Here is a 15,028-nt window from a genome sequence, read left to right as displayed (position 1 = left end):
AGAACGTGATGAAAACTTTCCCGGATGATTTTTTATGGGGCGGCGCGGTTGCCGCGAATCAGGTAGAAGGCGCTTACCTGACCGATGGCAAAGGGTTGTCCACCTCTGACGTCCAGCCACAGGGGGTGTTTGGCCCGGTGGTGGAGCGCGTGGCGGGTGACAACGGCATTAAAGATGTGGCGATCGATTTCTATCATCGCTACCCGGAAGACATTGCCCTGTTTGCCGAGATGGGCTTTAGCTGCCTGCGTGTCTCGATTGCCTGGACGCGCATCTTCCCGAACGGGGATGAACAACAGCCAAACGAAGCGGGCCTGGCGTTTTACGACAAGCTGTTCGACGAACTGGCCGCGCACAACATCACGCCGCTGGTCACCCTGTCGCACTATGAAATGCCGTGGGGACTGGTGAAGCAGTATGGCGGCTGGGGCAGCCGTCAGGTGATTGGTTTCTTCGAACGCTACGCCCGTACCGTGTTTGCGCGTTACAAAGAGAAAGTCAAACTGTGGCTGACCTTCAACGAGATCAACATGTCGCTGCACGCGCCAATGACCGGTGTTGGCCTGCCGGAAACCAGCAGTAAAGGCGAGGTGTATCAGGCTATTCACCACCAGTTGGTGGCCAGCGCGCTGGCGGTAAAAGCCTGCCATGACATTATTCCTGATGCCAGAATTGGCAACATGCTGCTGGGCGGCCTGATGTATCCGCTGACCTGTAAACCAGAAGATGTGCTGGAAGCACTTCAGGAAAACCGCGCCTGGCAGTTCTTCGGCGACGTACAGTGCCGTGGCGCCTATCCGGGCTACATGCTGCGTTTCTTCCGTGATAATGGCATTCAGCTGGAGATTACCGATGCAGATCGCGATGCGCTGAAATCGACCATCGATTTTATCTCGTTCAGCTATTACATGACCGGCTGTGTGACCACCGATGAAGAGCTGAACCAGCAGGCGCGCGGCAATATCCTGAGCATGGTGCCAAACCCGCACCTCGCAAGCTCTGAGTGGGGCTGGCAGATTGACCCGGTTGGCCTGCGCACCCTGCTGAACGTGCTGTGGGATCGCTATCAGAAACCGCTGTTTATTGTGGAAAACGGTCTGGGCGCGAAAGACAAACCGGATGCTGAAGGCGTGGTGCAGGACGACTACCGTATCAGCTATCTCAACGATCACCTGGTCCAGGTGCGTGAGGCGATTGACGACGGCGTTGAGGTGATGGGCTATACCAGCTGGGGGCCAATCGACCTGGTAAGCGCCTCTAAAGCGGAACTGTCTAAACGCTATGGCTTTATTTATGTCGACCGTGACGATAGCGGAAAAGGGACGCTGGCGCGCAGCCGTAAGAAAAGTTTCCACTGGTATAAAGAAGTGATTGCCACAAAAGGCGCGTCACTGAAAGTGTAAAACACTGGTTATTAACCCGGCAGATTTTATTTCTGTCGGGTTAATAATTAGTTTGGGTATTAAATATATTTAATTAATTTGTTCGCTGAATATTTTTCTAAACGTGAATTTGTATAACAAATTACGGATTGCCACGGTTTCCTAAAAAAAAGAAGTTTTACAGGGGTAATTTGCGCCTTTATTTTTTGAGTGAATGGCGTAATGAAATCGTCTCTTTTTATATCTCTGAGTGCTCCTCTTTTATTCATTCTTACTGCCTGCGCACCGCAACATTCCACGGTAGCCCCCATCGGAACACAAGCGGTAAACGCGACGGTGGCAACACAACTTAGCCATACCCACTGGCCGAAAAGTGAATGGTGGACAGCCTATGGCGATCCGCAGCTTAATGCGCTGATTACGAAGGCCCTGAATGATGCGCCAGATATGCAAATCGCCCGGCAGCGCATTACGCTTGCGGAAGCGCAGGCTAAAGCCACCATGGCCGCCGACAGCCCGCAGATCGATTTATCTGCAGATGTCGAACGGCAAAAAATGTCCGCCGAAGGGTTAATGGGGCCCTTCGCGATAACCGATCCGGCCGCAGGCACTACCGGGCCGTGGTATACCAACGGCACCTTTGGCGTGACGGCGGGCTGGGACCTGGATCTGTGGGGTAAAAACCGCGATCTCGTTGAGGCGCGTATCGGGAAAGTTAACGCCCAGAAAGCCGAGCTGGAACAGACCCGGCAACTGCTGGCCAGCAGCGTGGCAAGGCTTTACTGGGAGTGGCAGACCGAGTCGGCGATCAACAGCGTGTTAAGCGACATCAGGCAGGAACAAAATTCGATTATCTCGGCGGATAAAGAGCTTTATCAGCACGGGATCACCTCATCCATCGAAGGGGTGGAGACGGATATCAACGCCAGCAAAACTGATGAACGTATTGCCGAAGTGAGCGGCAAGATGAAAGTTATTGAAGCGAGATTACAGGCGCTGACCAACTCGTCGTCGGTGAAACTGGCGCACCATGATTTGCCTGCGGTCGACGCCGCGTTACCGACAACGCTGGGTTATGAGTTGCTGGCACGTCGCCCGGATCTTCAGGAAGCACACTGGTACATTGAAGCGTCCATGAGCAATGTTGATGCCGCCAAAGCGGCCTTCTACCCGGACTTCAACCTGATGGCGTTCCTGCAACAGGATGCCCTGCACCTGAGCGACCTGTTCCGCCATTCTGCACAGCAGATGGGCGTCACCGCCGGGTTTACGCTGCCCATCTTCGATAGCGGCCGGCTTAATGCCGGGCTGGATATTGCCCAGGCGCAAACCAACCTGAGCATTGCCGATTACAACAAAGCGGTTGTTGATGCGGTCAATCAGTTAGCGCGAACCGCCAGTGAAGTTGAAACGCTGGCCCACAAAAATCAACAGCAGCAGAAAGTGGAACACGATGCCGCGCGGGTGGTGAACCTTGCACAGGCGCGCTTTAGCGCCGGGTTGATTGCCGGTTCACGCGTCAGCGAGGCCAAAATCCCCGCATTACAGGAACACATTGCCGGGCTGACCCTGAAAGGGCAGTACCTTGACGCATCGCTCCAGCTGACCTCCGCGCTGGGTGGGGGCTATCACCACGGGTAACAGCAACGGCGGGAGCGCATTTTCACTCCCGCTTATTTTCCCGACGTTTGAGCCAAATCCGTACGGCAATCACCGCCCCAACCACCAGAATCAACCATGCCCAGTGCTTAACGTGCTGATCAAGATTGTGCAGCCATGGGCCAATGACCTCACCGCCGAGATAACCCAGCGTGGTAAAGATCAACGCCCACCCAATGGCGCCAAGGATATTTAACGGCAGGAAAATTTTAGGCGGCAGGCGGCTGGCGCCAATCAGGATCGGCCCGATAATACGAAAGCCGTACATAAAGCGCGTGCCAATCACAAACAGGTACGGATGACGCTGGATGAGTCGCTGGGCACGGCGGATTTTCTTACGGTGTTTTGAAAAACGTTGCAGCAGGGCAGGGCCGTAGCGCAGCCCCAGAAAATAGAGCAGCTGATCGCCAATCATGCCGCCCAGTGCCACGGCGGCCACCACCAACGGGAAACGTAATAACCCCTGATGCGCGATCACACCGCCAAGCAGCGTGATGGTTTCACCTTCAGCCACGCTGCCTATCACCAGCGCTGCGTAGCCGTACTGTTCAATCAGACCATTGATATCCATAAAGTCAGCGTAGTCTCCCTGCCAGTGCCTGCATTAATCATATACCCCATGAATCAATATTGATGCAATGAATGCAGATTGCCCGCAGCGGCATTTTTAGCGTTGTACATAAAATAATCTGAAGCCTGCATTATACTTGAAGTATCGCTGACGGGCCGACAACAAGGGGGCGCTATGAACCATGTCTGGGGACTCTTTTCCCATCCCGACCGTGAAATGCACGTGATAAGAGGCGAGAATGAAACGGTTGCGCATCACTACACGCATCATGTGCTGCTGATGGCGGCAGTGCCGGTGATCTGCGCATTTATCGGCACCACGCAAATTGGCTGGAACTTCGGTGATGGCACCGTTGTGAAACTTAACTGGTTTACCGGGCTGTATCTCGCCGTCCTGTTCTACGGCATTATGCTGGCAGGGGTGGCCGTCATGGGGCGTGTCATTCACTGGATGGCGCGTAACTATCCGCAACGCCCGTCGCTGGCACACTGTATGGTCTTTGCCGGATATGTCGCGACCCCGCTTTTCTTAAGCGGTATTGTTGCGCTCTATCCACTGGTCTGGCTGTGCGCGCTGATCGGTACTGTTGCTCTCTTTTACACAGGTTATCTGCTGTATCTGGGGGTTCCAACCTTCCTCAATATCAACAAAGAAGAGGGGCTTAGCTTCTCCAGTTCAACACTCGCGATTGGTGTGCTGGTGCTGGAAGCCTTACTTGCCCTGACAGTTATTCTTTGGGGTTATGGATATCGTCTCTTTTAAGTTCACTGCATTGCTGGCGTAAATGCCAGCAATGCAGCATCTGTTCATGATTCTTCGCTGGCGACAAAGCACGGTGACCGCTATGATGCCGAAGCCAGCCTGTGCTTATCCTTCAACACAGGCGGTGTACGTCATTACGTGCGTGAATAATTATCAGAAGTCTCACCATGCTGAAATTCCGAGTTTCTTTACTTAGCCTTGCGCTGATCCTGGGCGCATCTGTTGCTGTGCCAGCGTTAGCCAAAACGCCCGCAGTGACCACCGCTGCACAGCCGGAAATTGCCTCCGGCAGCGCGATGATTGTTGATCTGAACACCAACCAGGTGATCTACGCCAGCCACCCGGATCTGGTGCGCCCGATCGCGTCAATCACCAAATTAATGACCGCGATGGTGGTGCTTGATGCACGACTGCCGCTGGATGAAAAACTGAAGGTAGACATTAGCCAGACGCCAGAAATGAAAGGGATTTACTCTCGCGTGCGTCTGAACAGCGAAATCAGCCGTAAGAATATGCTGCTGCTGGCGCTGATGTCCTCTGAAAACCGCGCAGCGGCGAGCCTGGCTCACCATTATCCGGGCGGTTATGACGCGTTTATTCGCGCAATGAATGCAAAAGCCAAATCGCTCGGCATGACTAACACCCATTATGTTGAGCCTACCGGGCTGTCGATTCGCAACGTCTCTACCGCACGCGATTTGACGAAGCTGCTGATTGCCAGCAAACAGTATCCGCTGATTGGCCAGCTCAGCACCACGCGTGAAGAGATGGCAACCTTTGCCAACCCTGCGTATACGCTGCCGTTCCGCAATACTAACCATCTGGTGTATCGCGAAAACTGGAATATCCAGTTAACCAAAACGGGTTTTACCAATGCGGCGGGTCACTGTCTGGTGATGCGTACCGTATTTAACGGTAAACCGGTGGCGCTGGTGGTGATGGATGCGTTTGGCAAATATACCCACTTCGCGGATGCAAGCCGCCTGCGTACCTGGATTGAAACCGGGAAAGTGCAGCCGGTGCCGGCTGCGGCACTGAGTTACAAAAAGCAGAAAGCTGAACAGATGGCCACCGCGCAAAACGACTGAGTCGTTTGTCTGTGCCGGGTGGCGGCTTCGCCTTACCCGGCCTACAAAACCGTAGGTCCGGTAAGCGTAGCGCCACCGGGTAACAGCGGCTTATTCCGGCAGCGTCCAGTCACCATCGTTCAGTGAGCGCTGCATAATAATCGTATCGCGCCAGTCACCTTTTTTATAACCCACACTGCGCAACTGCCCGACCACCTCGAAGCCATGTTTTTTATGCAATCGCAACGAGCCGGGGTTGTTATTTCCGTCGCCGACAACGGCGATCATTTGCCGCCACTGCCCCTCTTCACAACGCGCAATCAGAGCGTCCATCAGCGCCGTGCCAAAACCGCGACCTGTGGTGCTGGCATCCACATAGATAGATTCTTCAAGGGTATATCGGTAGGCCTGACGTGGGCGATAAGGGGTAGCATAGCAATAGCCCACCACAATGCCGCGATACAGCGCTACCAGCCACGGAAGACCGCTGTCAGCAACACTTTTCATTCGCTGGCGCATTTCGTCAATCGCAGGGGGGACTTCCTCGAACGACGCGCGTCCGTGAAGCACATGCCAGGCATAGATAGCCGAGATAGCGTGCACATCGTCGGGTAGTGCATCGCGCACTTCAACTTCGGTTTCGGATAAAATTTCGACGGCCGACATGATGTGCTGGCTCCTCGTCATAAAAAGCCGGAGAAACGTTTCTCCGGCGTCGGTCATTTACTCTAGTACGATTGAGGAACGCTTAACAATCTCTTAAAAATGGCTGTACACATTAATCAATGTGTTGTGTATCAGGATCCACGGTTTCAGTCCGCTCTTTCCAGTGTTTATGCCGTGTAGTTTTACCAATGCCGGGGTTCATACTGTTAGTTGGGTCGTTCTCGCGATAAAAACGCTTTAACGTTTCCGGTGCTTTATACAGATGCCCGACGTTATGTTCGGCAGGATATTGCGCGCCACGCTCATGTAACAGGGCGAGCATTTGCTCTTTCAGCTCATGCGCGTCCACCCCTTTTTTGACAATGTAATCCTGATGGAAGACATAACACATAAAGTGGCCGTAATAGAGCTTATGTACCAGCTTGCTATCAATTTCCGGCGGCAGATGCTCATACCATTGGGTGTCGTTACGGCGCAGGGCAATATCCAGCGCCAGAATATCTTCCACCTCTTCAGCGTGAACGGCCTGATAACGAATCGCTGCGCCCGCTGCGGCAAAACGGTGCAGGAAGGCTTTGCTGCCTTCTTCTGGCGTACAGGCAAAGAAATCACCCTCGGCGGTTTTGAAGAATTCCGTCAGCCAGGTTTGCGCCTCTTCGATACCATCCCCGGCCATTTTCAGCAACAGGTGGTGCTCGTATTTATCGCGCCAGGTCTTCATCCGCTCCGGTAAATGTGCCGGGAAGACGTTGCCCAGTTTCTGCATAAAACGGTCGGTGAAGTGGGGCTTGAACAGCGACACTTTATCGAGCATCGCGTCGGTGCGGCCCTTCATGGTGAAGAAGAATGGCATTTTGTCGGTGCCGAGTTTGTCGATCATCAGGAAGGTGTCCTTCCCGTAACGCTCGGCGATGTCGTAAATATCCCGGTGCATATACTCGCCCGCCACCGGCAGGTGGGTGAATTCCCCCAGAATATGACGACGGATCTCGGTCAACACGTCCGGCTGATTGGTGCCGATATAAAACACCTGCTGTTTTTTCTCTGCCGGGAAGGTGTCCAGACGCACCGCAAATACCGCCAGTTTGCCTGCGCAGCCGGAAGACTCAAACAGCCTGTCCGGGTCGGCGTTGTAGCGCGCTGGTGTATCGGCGTCGATATCTCGCACGCGCGTTACGTAGTCATGATCGTGGGCGTGGCGGCCATCATGCTGAACGTCGGTGTCTTTTACGCGGTCATCATCGAGCTTGCTGAGGATCTGTTCCGGGGTCGCACCCAAATCAATCCCCAGATGGTTAACCAGCGTCAGCTTGCCGTTTTCATCAATACGGGCATATAGCGACATTTCGGTATAGGCAGGGCCGCGCTGCACCAGTGAGCCGCCGGAGTTATTACAGATGCCGCCAATAACCGAGGCACCAATACAGGAGGAACCAATCACCGAATGCGGTTCGCGTCCCAGCGGCTTCAGGGCTTTTTCCAGCGAATAAAGCGTGGTGCCCGGGAAGGCGAGGACCTGTTCGCCTTTGTCCAGCAGGTGCAGTTTGTCCAGGCGCAGGGTGCTGATTATCACGATGTCGCGATCGTAATCGTTGCCGTTTGGCGTCGAGCCTTCGGTCAGGCCGGTGTTGGCAGCCTGCATCAGTATAATCTTGTCGGCATCCACGCAGACGCTTAGCACACGCCACAGTTCCAGCAGCGTGCCGGGGAACACCACCGCCAGCGCTTCGCCCTGACCGGAACGAAAGCCCTTGCGGTAGCGGGCCGTTTTGGCCGGGTCGGTGAGCAGGTGAGAGTGACCAACCAGGCGCGACAGTTCGTTAATAAAAGTATTGTTATCGTAGGTTCGAACAGAAGACATCTTCCACTCCTTGTGGTGGGGCAAATTTCTCGCTGTAAAGCATAGCGCGATAAACTGTTAAGCGGTCGAGTATTCATGAGAAAAATCAGAGAATAACCCTGCAAGGTTCAGAGGGTTTGTGGCAAACTGCGCTTTTCGCACGGTTTGGCCGAGATCTTCCGGCGGTTATTGATGAGAGAGTAAAACAACATGAAATGGCTTTGTTCTGTAGGGGTCGCCGTCAGTCTGGCGTTACAACCTGCACTGGCAGATGATTTGTTTGGCAATCACCCGCTAACGCCGGAAGCTCGTGATACATTTGTCACTGAATTGCTCAAGAAGATGACGGTCGATGAAAAAATCGGTCAGCTTCGTCTTATCAGCGTTGGCCCGGATAACCCGAAAGAGGCCATCCGCGAAATGATTAAGGATAGCCAGGTCGGGGCGATTTTTAACACCGTCACCCGCCAGGATATCCGTAAAATGCAGGATCAGGCGATGGAACTCAGCCGCCTGAAAATCCCACTGTTCTTCGCCTATGACGTGCTGCACGGCCAGCGTACCGTCTTCCCGATTAGCCTGGGCTTAGCCTCCTCATTTAACCTCGATGCGGTCAAAACCGTCGGGCGCATTTCTGCTTATGAAGCGGCGGATGACGGCCTGAACATGACCTGGGCACCGATGGTGGATGTCTCGCGCGATCCGCGCTGGGGGCGTGCTTCCGAAGGTTTTGGTGAAGATACTTATCTGACCTCGACGATGGGCAAAACCATGGTCGAAGCGATGCAGGGCAAAAGCCCGGCGGATCGCTATTCGGTCATGACCAGCGTCAAGCACTTCGCGGCTTACGGCGCAGTTGAAGGCGGGAAAGAGTACAACACCGTCGACATGAGCTCGCAGCGCCTGTTCAACGACTACATGCCGCCGTACAAAGCGGGCCTGGATGCGGGCAGCGGCGCGGTAATGGTGGCGCTGAACTCGCTCAACGGCACGCCTGCTACCTCGGACGCCTGGCTGCTAAAAGACGTGCTACGCGACCAGTGGGGCTTTAAGGGCATCACGGTGTCTGACCACGGCGCGATTAAAGAGCTTATCAAGCACGGTACGGCGTCCGATCCTGAAGATGCGGTGCGTGTGGCGCTCAAGTCTGGCATTAACATGAGTATGAGCGACGAGTACTACAGCAAATACCTGCCGGGGCTGGTGAAGAGCGGCAAAGTGACGATGGCCGAGCTGGACGATGCCACCCGCCACGTGCTGAACGTGAAATATGACATGGGGCTGTTTAACGACCCGTACAGCCACCTGGGGCCAAAAGAGTCAGACCCTGTTGATACCAACGCTGAAAGCCGCCTGCACCGCAAAGACGCGCGTGACGTTGCGCGCGAAAGCCTGGTGCTGCTGAAAAACCGTCTGGAAACGCTGCCGCTGAAAAAATCCGGCACTCTCGCCGTGGTTGGCCCGCTGGCCGACAGCAAGCGTGATGTGATGGGAAGCTGGTCGGCAGCTGGTGTAGCCGATCAGTCCGTGACCGTTCTGACCGGCATTAAAAACGCCATTGGTGACAACGGTAAAGTGGTGTACGCCAAAGGGGCGAACGTCACCAACGATAAAGATATCGTCACCTTCCTTAATCAGTATGAAGAGGCGGTGAAAGTTGATCCTCGCTCGCCGAAAGAGATGATCGACGAAGCCGTGGCCGCTGCGAAGCAATCCGATGTGGTGGTTGCCGTTGTTGGGGAAGCACAGGGTATGGCGCATGAAGCGTCCAGCCGCACTGACATCACCATTCCGCAAAGCCAGCGTGACCTGATTGCAGCGCTGAAAGCCACTGGAAAACCGCTGGTGCTGGTGCTGATGAATGGCCGCCCGCTGGCGCTGGTGAAAGAAGATCAGCAGGCTGACGCCATCCTGGAAACCTGGTTTGCTGGTACCGAAGGCGGTAACGCCATTGCCGACGTGCTGTTTGGCGATTACAACCCGTCAGGCAAGCTGCCGATGTCCTTCCCGCGCTCGGTTGGGCAGATCCCGGTTTACTACAGCCACCTGAACACCGGTCGTCCGTATAACGCTGACAAGCCGAACAAGTACACCTCGCGCTACTTCGACGAAGCCAATGGCCCGCTGTATCCGTTTGGTTATGGCCTGAGCTACACCACCTTCAAGGTTTCTGACGTGAAAATGTCTGCGCCAACACTGAAGCGTGACGGCAAAGTGACCGCCAGCGTAGAGGTGACCAACACCGGCAAACGTGAAGGGGCAACGGTTATCCAGATGTACGTTCAGGACGTCACTGCATCAATGAGTCGTCCAGTGAAACAGCTGCGCGGCTTTGATAAGGTGAGCCTGAAACCGGGTGAATCCAAAACCGTCAGCTTCCCGATCGATGTGGATGCATTGAAGTTCTGGAACCAGCAGATGAAATACGATGCTGAGCCGGGCAAATTCAATGTGTTTATCGGGGTGGATTCAGCTCGCGTGAATAAAGGCGAGTTCGAATTGCAGTGATTTTCCCGCCGCTCTCTCCTTTGGGGAGAGCGGACTGACAACCCCCGATCTGTTCTCATTCCTCCTGTTCCGTGACCCACAACGCAACTTTTCTTACTCCTCACTACAAAAATCCCCAAAACCCGCTTTTTTCCCCTCTCTGCGCCCCTGAAATGTGAGGTTTTTCACACTTCTTTTTTGCGCCCCGGGCGAGAACGTGAACAACATCAAAAGTGTCGGCAATGCCATCAGACAGGCGTGATGACCTTCACTCTTCGTATAAATTCCCGCTGATTGCGCCACGAGCATGCGCTGAAATCCCCGTTTAATGCCTGTTAAATCAATACTGACAGGTAACGACATGAAACTCACATTAGAAAACGTCGAACTGGACCGTACCGGGGCTTCGCTCGTGACGGCGACCCTGCAGGGCTTAATCGACGAGCTGGCGATATCCGGGGGTGGCACGCTGGTGGTCACGCCAGGCATCTATCTGACAGGAACCCTGGTATTGTCCTCACATATCACGCTGCATCTGGAAGCTGGTGCCCGGCTGCTTGCCAGCCATCGCGAAGAGGATTACCAGGCGGCGGTGACGCAAAGCATGGCGGAGCTTTCGCACATGGCGCTGATATACGCCCGTGATGCGCGCGGCGTGACGCTGAGCGGGGCAGGCTGTATTGACGGGAATGCCACCGCCTGGTTTGAACCACAGGTGGATGAGCAGGGGTATCGCCAGCCGAAAACCCACCGTCCTCGTCTGGTGGTGTTCGAAGGCTGCGAGCAGGTGCGTATCAGTAATATCACCCTGTATGACTCACCCATGTGGACCGCCCATCTGGTGAGCTGCAACCACGTCTTTATCCGTAATCTCACCATCGATAACGACCTGACGCTCTCCAACACCGACGCGCTGGATATCGACAGCTGCCAGCATGTACACATCAGTGACAGCTACTTCAGCGCCGCCGATGACGGCATCTGCCTGAAAACAACCGCCAAAGCGCCTGAACTCCAGCAGCCAATTTATAACGTCACGGTGAATAACTGCATTATTCGCTCTAAAAGTTGCGCCATTAAAGTCGGGACTGAAACCCACGCGGACATCCGCAATATTGCCGTCAACAACTGTGTGATTTTTGAATCCAATCGCGGCATCGGCCTGGTGTCACGCGATGGCGGCGCGTTCAGCCAGATGGTCTTTAGCAATATCCTGTTTGATTGCCGTCATGGCGATCCCTGTCACTGGGGGAAAGCCGATCCGGTCTTTGTCTCCCTGCGTTACCGCGCGCCGGATGTCCGTCCTGGCAACATCAGTCAAATCACCTTCTCCGGCCTGAATGGCGTGGGCGAGGGCGCCATCAATCTTCACAGTGAAATACCCGATGCCATTTCCGGTATCACCTTCAGCGGAGTGACCTTCAACCAGATTTGTGGGCCGTCAGACGAACAGGGCTGCTACGACGTGCGCCCGCCATGTAACCCGGAACGACCAACCGGAATGGGGCTGGACAACGCCTATAAGGTGAACCCCGATACCGGGCGCGCCCACGGTGTAGAGCGTTATCCGCAAGGGCTACCTGCGATTTTCGCCAGCGGTGTCAGTCGGCTGCAATTAAGTGATTTACACATAACGCGTCCTTCACCGCTGCCTGAGGGTTGGGATGTTGAGGAAATCCGGGTTTAACACGGTAAATTCAGGGGATAAAAATGATAAAAAAAATACGTGAAATAAAGCTGCGTAACTATGTCTGTTACGGGCTGGCGGATGTGATTGGTTCTGGGGCCTTTACGCTTGTCAGCGCCTGGCTTTTGTTCTTCCTGACCACATTTTGCGGCCTGACGCCTCTCCAGGCGGGGTCGCTGTTTGCAGTGGCAAGGATTGTCGATGTGATTATGTGTCCGGTTATCGGTTATGTTTCCGATAACTTCCATAAAACCCGACTCGGACGTCGGTTTGGTCGCCGCCGTTTCTTCCTGCTGGCCAGTATTCCGCTGGTGTCGGTCTACAGCCTGCTGTGGGTGGAAGGGTTCAATTACTGGATGTATCTGCTGTTCTATATCCTCTTTGAAATCGTCTACACCATGATAATTATCCCGTACGACACGCTGTCGGCGGAGATGACCTCTGATTTCAAAAAACGCTCAAAACTGACCAGCGCCCGCATGTACATTGCCCAGTTGGCAGGGTTTGCGGCGGCATTCCTGCCCGGACGGCTGGTGGGTTACTTCGGCCAGGACTCTTCGGATTCCTTCTTCTACACCGGGGCCATTTTCACCGTGTCGTTCATGATAGTGCTGTTCTTTGTCTATTTCGGCACCTGGGAGCGCTCGCTGGAAGAAATTCAGCAAAACGAGCACCACGCGCAAGACGAGGAAAAGGAGCCGTTTGGGACCCGCATCTTCCATATCTACTACGATTTTGTCTCAACGCTTAAGATAAAAACCTTCCGTTCGCATCTGGGCATGTACCTTGGCGGCTCCGTCGCGCAGGACATCTTCAACTCGGTGTTCACCTATTTTGTGGTCTTCGCGATGATGACCTCATCCGTGATGGCCTCTAACCTGCTGGGGGTGATCAACGGCCTGCAATTCTTTGGCGTTGGTATCGCCACCTGGCTGACGCTGCGCTTCTCGCCTTCCCGGGCTTTCGCCACTCAGGCCACCATGGCGCTGGTCGCTTTTGCTCTGTTTGTTTCGGCGTACATCAGCGGCGTGGGTGGAATGACCCTTCTGTATGTGGGCGCTGCGGTTGCCGGTCTGGCGCGCGGGGGGATTTATGCCATTCCGTGGAACAACTACACCTTTGTGGCCGATGTGGATGAAATCCTTACCGGGAATCGTCGTGAAGGGATCTTTGCCGGGTTTATGAGCCTGCTGCGCAAAGCTTCTCAGGCGCTCTCGATCTTCCTGGTCGGGGTCGCGTTGCAGATGTCGGGCTTCGTCTCCGGGCAGAGCGCTCAGCCGCAGTCAGCTATCAGCATGATCATGATTATCATGATTGCCCTGCCGGTTGTCCTCACCCTGTGGGGGATTTGGTCTGCCTTCCAGTTCAGGGTGAACAGCCGTACGCACGCCATTCTGAACGAGGAAGTCGCGCGTCTGAAACAGGGCGGCAGTAAGGCCACCGTGAGCACAGAAAACCGGGCGGTGATCGAAAGCCTGACCGGGATGCCATACGAACATTGCTGGGGTGAAAACACCGTCGGCTACCTCAATCGCAAGCGGATGCTTGCCCGCAAACTGGCCGGGCAACTGGAAAACGCCTGACTTTCTGATTTGGCCGGGCTCGTGCGCCCGGCCTACTTAAGATGAACTGACATGACAGAACACAGTATGATTATCCAGCAGGGGATCTGGGCCCGGTTAGGGCTGCCCCGTGAGTTGTGCTGGGGATTTTTTGGCATTTTCTTGTTTATTACCGGGGCGACTATCGAACAAAGCTGGCTCGCCTCTTTGTTACAGCATCGTGGGTTTGATGCGGTGCATATCAGCCTGCTTTCGTCGGTCTTTGGCTTGTGTGTGGCGCTGGTGTCGTGGTTCTCCGGCATTGGCGCGGGCGTGCTCGGGCTGCGGCGTCTGATGTGGGTCGCTACGCTGATTTACTTTATCGGCTCAGTCCCGTTTATTGGCTGGGCGCTGCCGCAGGGGCATTACCCGCTGATGGTGGCGAGCTACGCTCTGCGCGGCGTGGCATATCCTCTGTTTGCCTACTCGTTTCTGGTGTGGGTCAACCAGCGCTGCGAGCCGGGCATTCTTGGCCGAGCGGTCTCCTGGTTCTGGATTGCCTTCGGCGTGGGGATGACCATTGTCGGGCCGTGGTATTCCGGCATGATGTTGCCTGTTATCGGCGAAACCGCCACGCTGCTTAGCGGCTTTGTATTTGTGGTGCTGGGGGCGTTTTGCGCGCTGGTACTCAACCGCGACCGTCCGCAGTGGCAGCACGAGGGCAGGCTTGGCACCGCGCTGGCGGAAGGAATACTGGTGCTGGTACGCGAGCCAAAAATGCGCCTTGCGGTTATCGTCAAAACCATCAATGACATCGGCAAGTTCTCGCTGGTGATCCTGATGCCGGTCTACCTGCCGCGCTTTGGTTTCAGCATCGCCCAGTGGCTGGGCATCTGGGGGCTGGTGAACGTGGTCAATATCTTCGCCAACTACTTCTTCGGCTGGCTTGGGGACACTATCGGCTGGCGCAATACGGTGGTCTGGTTCTCGGGCACTCTGTGCGGGCTGGCGATGCTTGCCGTCTGTTACGCGCCGGTGTGGTTTGGCAACAGTGAAACGGCCCTGTTTATGGCGCTGGTGTTATATGCCATTGGTCTTGGGGCGTTTGGCCCGCTGAGCGCGCTGATACCTTCTCTGTTACCTCACAACAAAGGGGCGGCCATCTCCTGTCTGAATCTGGGCTCCGGGTTAAGTAATTTTGTCGGGCCGCTGATTGTCACACTCTGCGTTGTCCCGCTTGGTGTGGAGGGCACGTTATGGGTGATCGCCATTCTCTATTTTGCCGCCAGCCTGCTGAGTGTGCCGCTGACCTTACCGGAAGAAGGCTGAGTTCTGGTTTTTAGGCTACGCTTTTCTCTCAAGCCTA

12 protein-coding genes are annotated in these 15,028 nt (G+C 54.9%); 8 read left to right on the top strand and 4 right to left on the bottom strand.

What is annotated here, in order from left to right; genetic code table 11:
* Positions 1–8 precede the first annotated feature (8 nt).
* On the top strand, positions 9–1,403 hold the full coding sequence (locus ACT9TW_RS20750) for a glycoside hydrolase family 1 protein (RefSeq protein WP_182061748.1): 1,395 nt from the start codon (positions 9–11) through the stop codon (positions 1,401–1,403).
* Positions 1,404–1,604: 201 nt separating this feature from the next.
* Positions 1,605–3,023: a multidrug resistance outer membrane protein MdtQ gene (gene mdtQ / locus ACT9TW_RS20745; RefSeq protein WP_446493572.1), complete on the top strand. Its 1,419-nt coding sequence runs from the start codon at positions 1,605–1,607 to the stop codon at positions 3,021–3,023.
* A gap of 22 nt (positions 3,024–3,045) precedes the next feature.
* Here the strand turns inward: mdtQ and ACT9TW_RS20740 are convergent, their stop codons facing one another.
* On the bottom strand, positions 3,046–3,612 hold the full coding sequence (locus ACT9TW_RS20740; protein WP_315686179.1) for a DedA family protein: 567 nt from the start codon (positions 3,610–3,612) through the stop codon (positions 3,046–3,048).
* 174 nt (positions 3,613–3,786) lie between these two features.
* On the opposite strand from ACT9TW_RS20740, the gene ACT9TW_RS20735 reads away from it, so the two are divergent.
* Both ACT9TW_RS20735 and pbpG read left to right on the top strand, forming a co-directional pair.
* Positions 3,787–4,374: a Yip1 family protein gene (locus ACT9TW_RS20735; RefSeq protein ID WP_446493571.1), complete on the top strand. Its 588-nt coding sequence runs from the start codon at positions 3,787–3,789 to the stop codon at positions 4,372–4,374.
* Between the two features lie 167 nt (positions 4,375–4,541).
* Complete coding sequence (pbpG, locus tag ACT9TW_RS20730) at positions 4,542–5,462, top strand: D-alanyl-D-alanine endopeptidase (RefSeq protein ID WP_182061744.1); 921 nt, start codon at positions 4,542–4,544, stop codon at positions 5,460–5,462.
* Between the two features lie 90 nt (positions 5,463–5,552).
* Here pbpG and ACT9TW_RS20725 read toward each other — a convergent pair whose 3' ends face one another.
* Positions 5,553–6,107, bottom strand: a complete 555-nt coding sequence (locus ACT9TW_RS20725; protein ID WP_182061740.1) for a GNAT family N-acetyltransferase — start codon at positions 6,105–6,107, stop codon at positions 5,553–5,555.
* A gap of 112 nt (positions 6,108–6,219) precedes the next feature.
* A complete protein-coding gene (dld, locus tag ACT9TW_RS20720; RefSeq protein ID WP_446493570.1) occupies positions 6,220–7,968 on the bottom strand; it encodes a D-lactate dehydrogenase in 1,749 nt (582 codons plus the stop codon).
* Between the two features lie 189 nt (positions 7,969–8,157).
* On the opposite strand from dld, the gene bglX reads away from it, so the two are divergent.
* A complete protein-coding gene (bglX, locus tag ACT9TW_RS20715; RefSeq protein WP_446493569.1) occupies positions 8,158–10,455 on the top strand; it encodes a beta-glucosidase BglX in 2,298 nt (765 codons plus the stop codon).
* Between the two features lie 93 nt (positions 10,456–10,548).
* On the opposite strand, the gene ACT9TW_RS20710 is transcribed toward bglX, so the two are convergent.
* On the bottom strand, positions 10,549–10,797 hold the full coding sequence (locus ACT9TW_RS20710) for a hypothetical protein (RefSeq protein WP_446493568.1): 249 nt from the start codon (positions 10,795–10,797) through the stop codon (positions 10,549–10,551).
* Between ACT9TW_RS20710 and ACT9TW_RS20705 the strand changes: the two genes are divergently transcribed.
* Genes ACT9TW_RS20705 through ACT9TW_RS20695 form a run of 3 tightly spaced genes read left to right on the top strand, consistent with a single transcriptional unit; the run spans position 10,796 to position 14,991 of the window.
* Positions 10,796–12,121 (top strand): glycoside hydrolase family 28 protein, encoded by a 1,326-nt coding sequence (locus ACT9TW_RS20705; RefSeq protein WP_446493567.1) that lies wholly within the window; start codon positions 10,796–10,798, stop codon positions 12,119–12,121. The two genes, ACT9TW_RS20710 and ACT9TW_RS20705, sit on opposite strands and share 2 nt — an antisense overlap.
* A gap of 23 nt (positions 12,122–12,144) precedes the next feature.
* Entirely contained in the window at positions 12,145–13,704 is a 1,560-nt protein-coding gene (locus ACT9TW_RS20700) for an MFS transporter (RefSeq protein WP_446493566.1), read from the top strand.
* Positions 13,705–13,755: 51 nt separating this feature from the next.
* Positions 13,756–14,991: an MFS transporter gene (locus ACT9TW_RS20695; protein ID WP_446493565.1), complete on the top strand. Its 1,236-nt coding sequence runs from the start codon at positions 13,756–13,758 to the stop codon at positions 14,989–14,991.
* The last annotated feature ends 37 nt before the right edge of the window (positions 14,992–15,028 follow it).

It is taken from the genome of Enterobacter sp. C4G1 (assembly GCF_052886895.1).
Note: the sequence above shows the minus strand (reverse complement) of the source record. Positions and strands in the feature narration are given on the sequence as shown.

Excerpts from the sequence above, each read along its gene's own strand:
- ACT9TW_RS20735 (WP_446493571.1), top strand. The coding sequence starts at position 3,787 with ATGAACCATGTCTGGGGACTCTTTTCCCATCCCGACCGTGAAATGCAC.
- ACT9TW_RS20725 (WP_182061740.1), bottom strand. The coding sequence starts at position 6,107 with ATGTCGGCCGTCGAAATTTTATCCGAAACCGAAGTTGAAGTGCGCGAT.
- ACT9TW_RS20695 (WP_446493565.1), top strand. The coding sequence starts at position 13,756 with ATGACAGAACACAGTATGATTATCCAGCAGGGGATCTGGGCCCGGTTA.
- ACT9TW_RS20740 (WP_315686179.1), bottom strand. The coding sequence starts at position 3,612 with ATGGATATCAATGGTCTGATTGAACAGTACGGCTACGCAGCGCTGGTG.
- pbpG (WP_182061744.1), top strand. The coding sequence starts at position 4,542 with ATGCTGAAATTCCGAGTTTCTTTACTTAGCCTTGCGCTGATCCTGGGC.
- ACT9TW_RS20750 (WP_182061748.1), top strand. The coding sequence starts at position 9 with ATGAAAACTTTCCCGGATGATTTTTTATGGGGCGGCGCGGTTGCCGCG.
- bglX (WP_446493569.1), top strand. The coding sequence starts at position 8,158 with ATGAAATGGCTTTGTTCTGTAGGGGTCGCCGTCAGTCTGGCGTTACAA.
- ACT9TW_RS20705 (WP_446493567.1), top strand. The coding sequence starts at position 10,796 with ATGAAACTCACATTAGAAAACGTCGAACTGGACCGTACCGGGGCTTCG.
- dld (WP_446493570.1), bottom strand. The coding sequence starts at position 7,968 with ATGTCTTCTGTTCGAACCTACGATAACAATACTTTTATTAACGAACTG.
- ACT9TW_RS20700 (WP_446493566.1), top strand. The coding sequence starts at position 12,145 with ATGATAAAAAAAATACGTGAAATAAAGCTGCGTAACTATGTCTGTTAC.
- mdtQ (WP_446493572.1), top strand. The coding sequence starts at position 1,605 with ATGAAATCGTCTCTTTTTATATCTCTGAGTGCTCCTCTTTTATTCATT.
- ACT9TW_RS20710 (WP_446493568.1), bottom strand. The coding sequence starts at position 10,797 with ATGTCGTTACCTGTCAGTATTGATTTAACAGGCATTAAACGGGGATTT.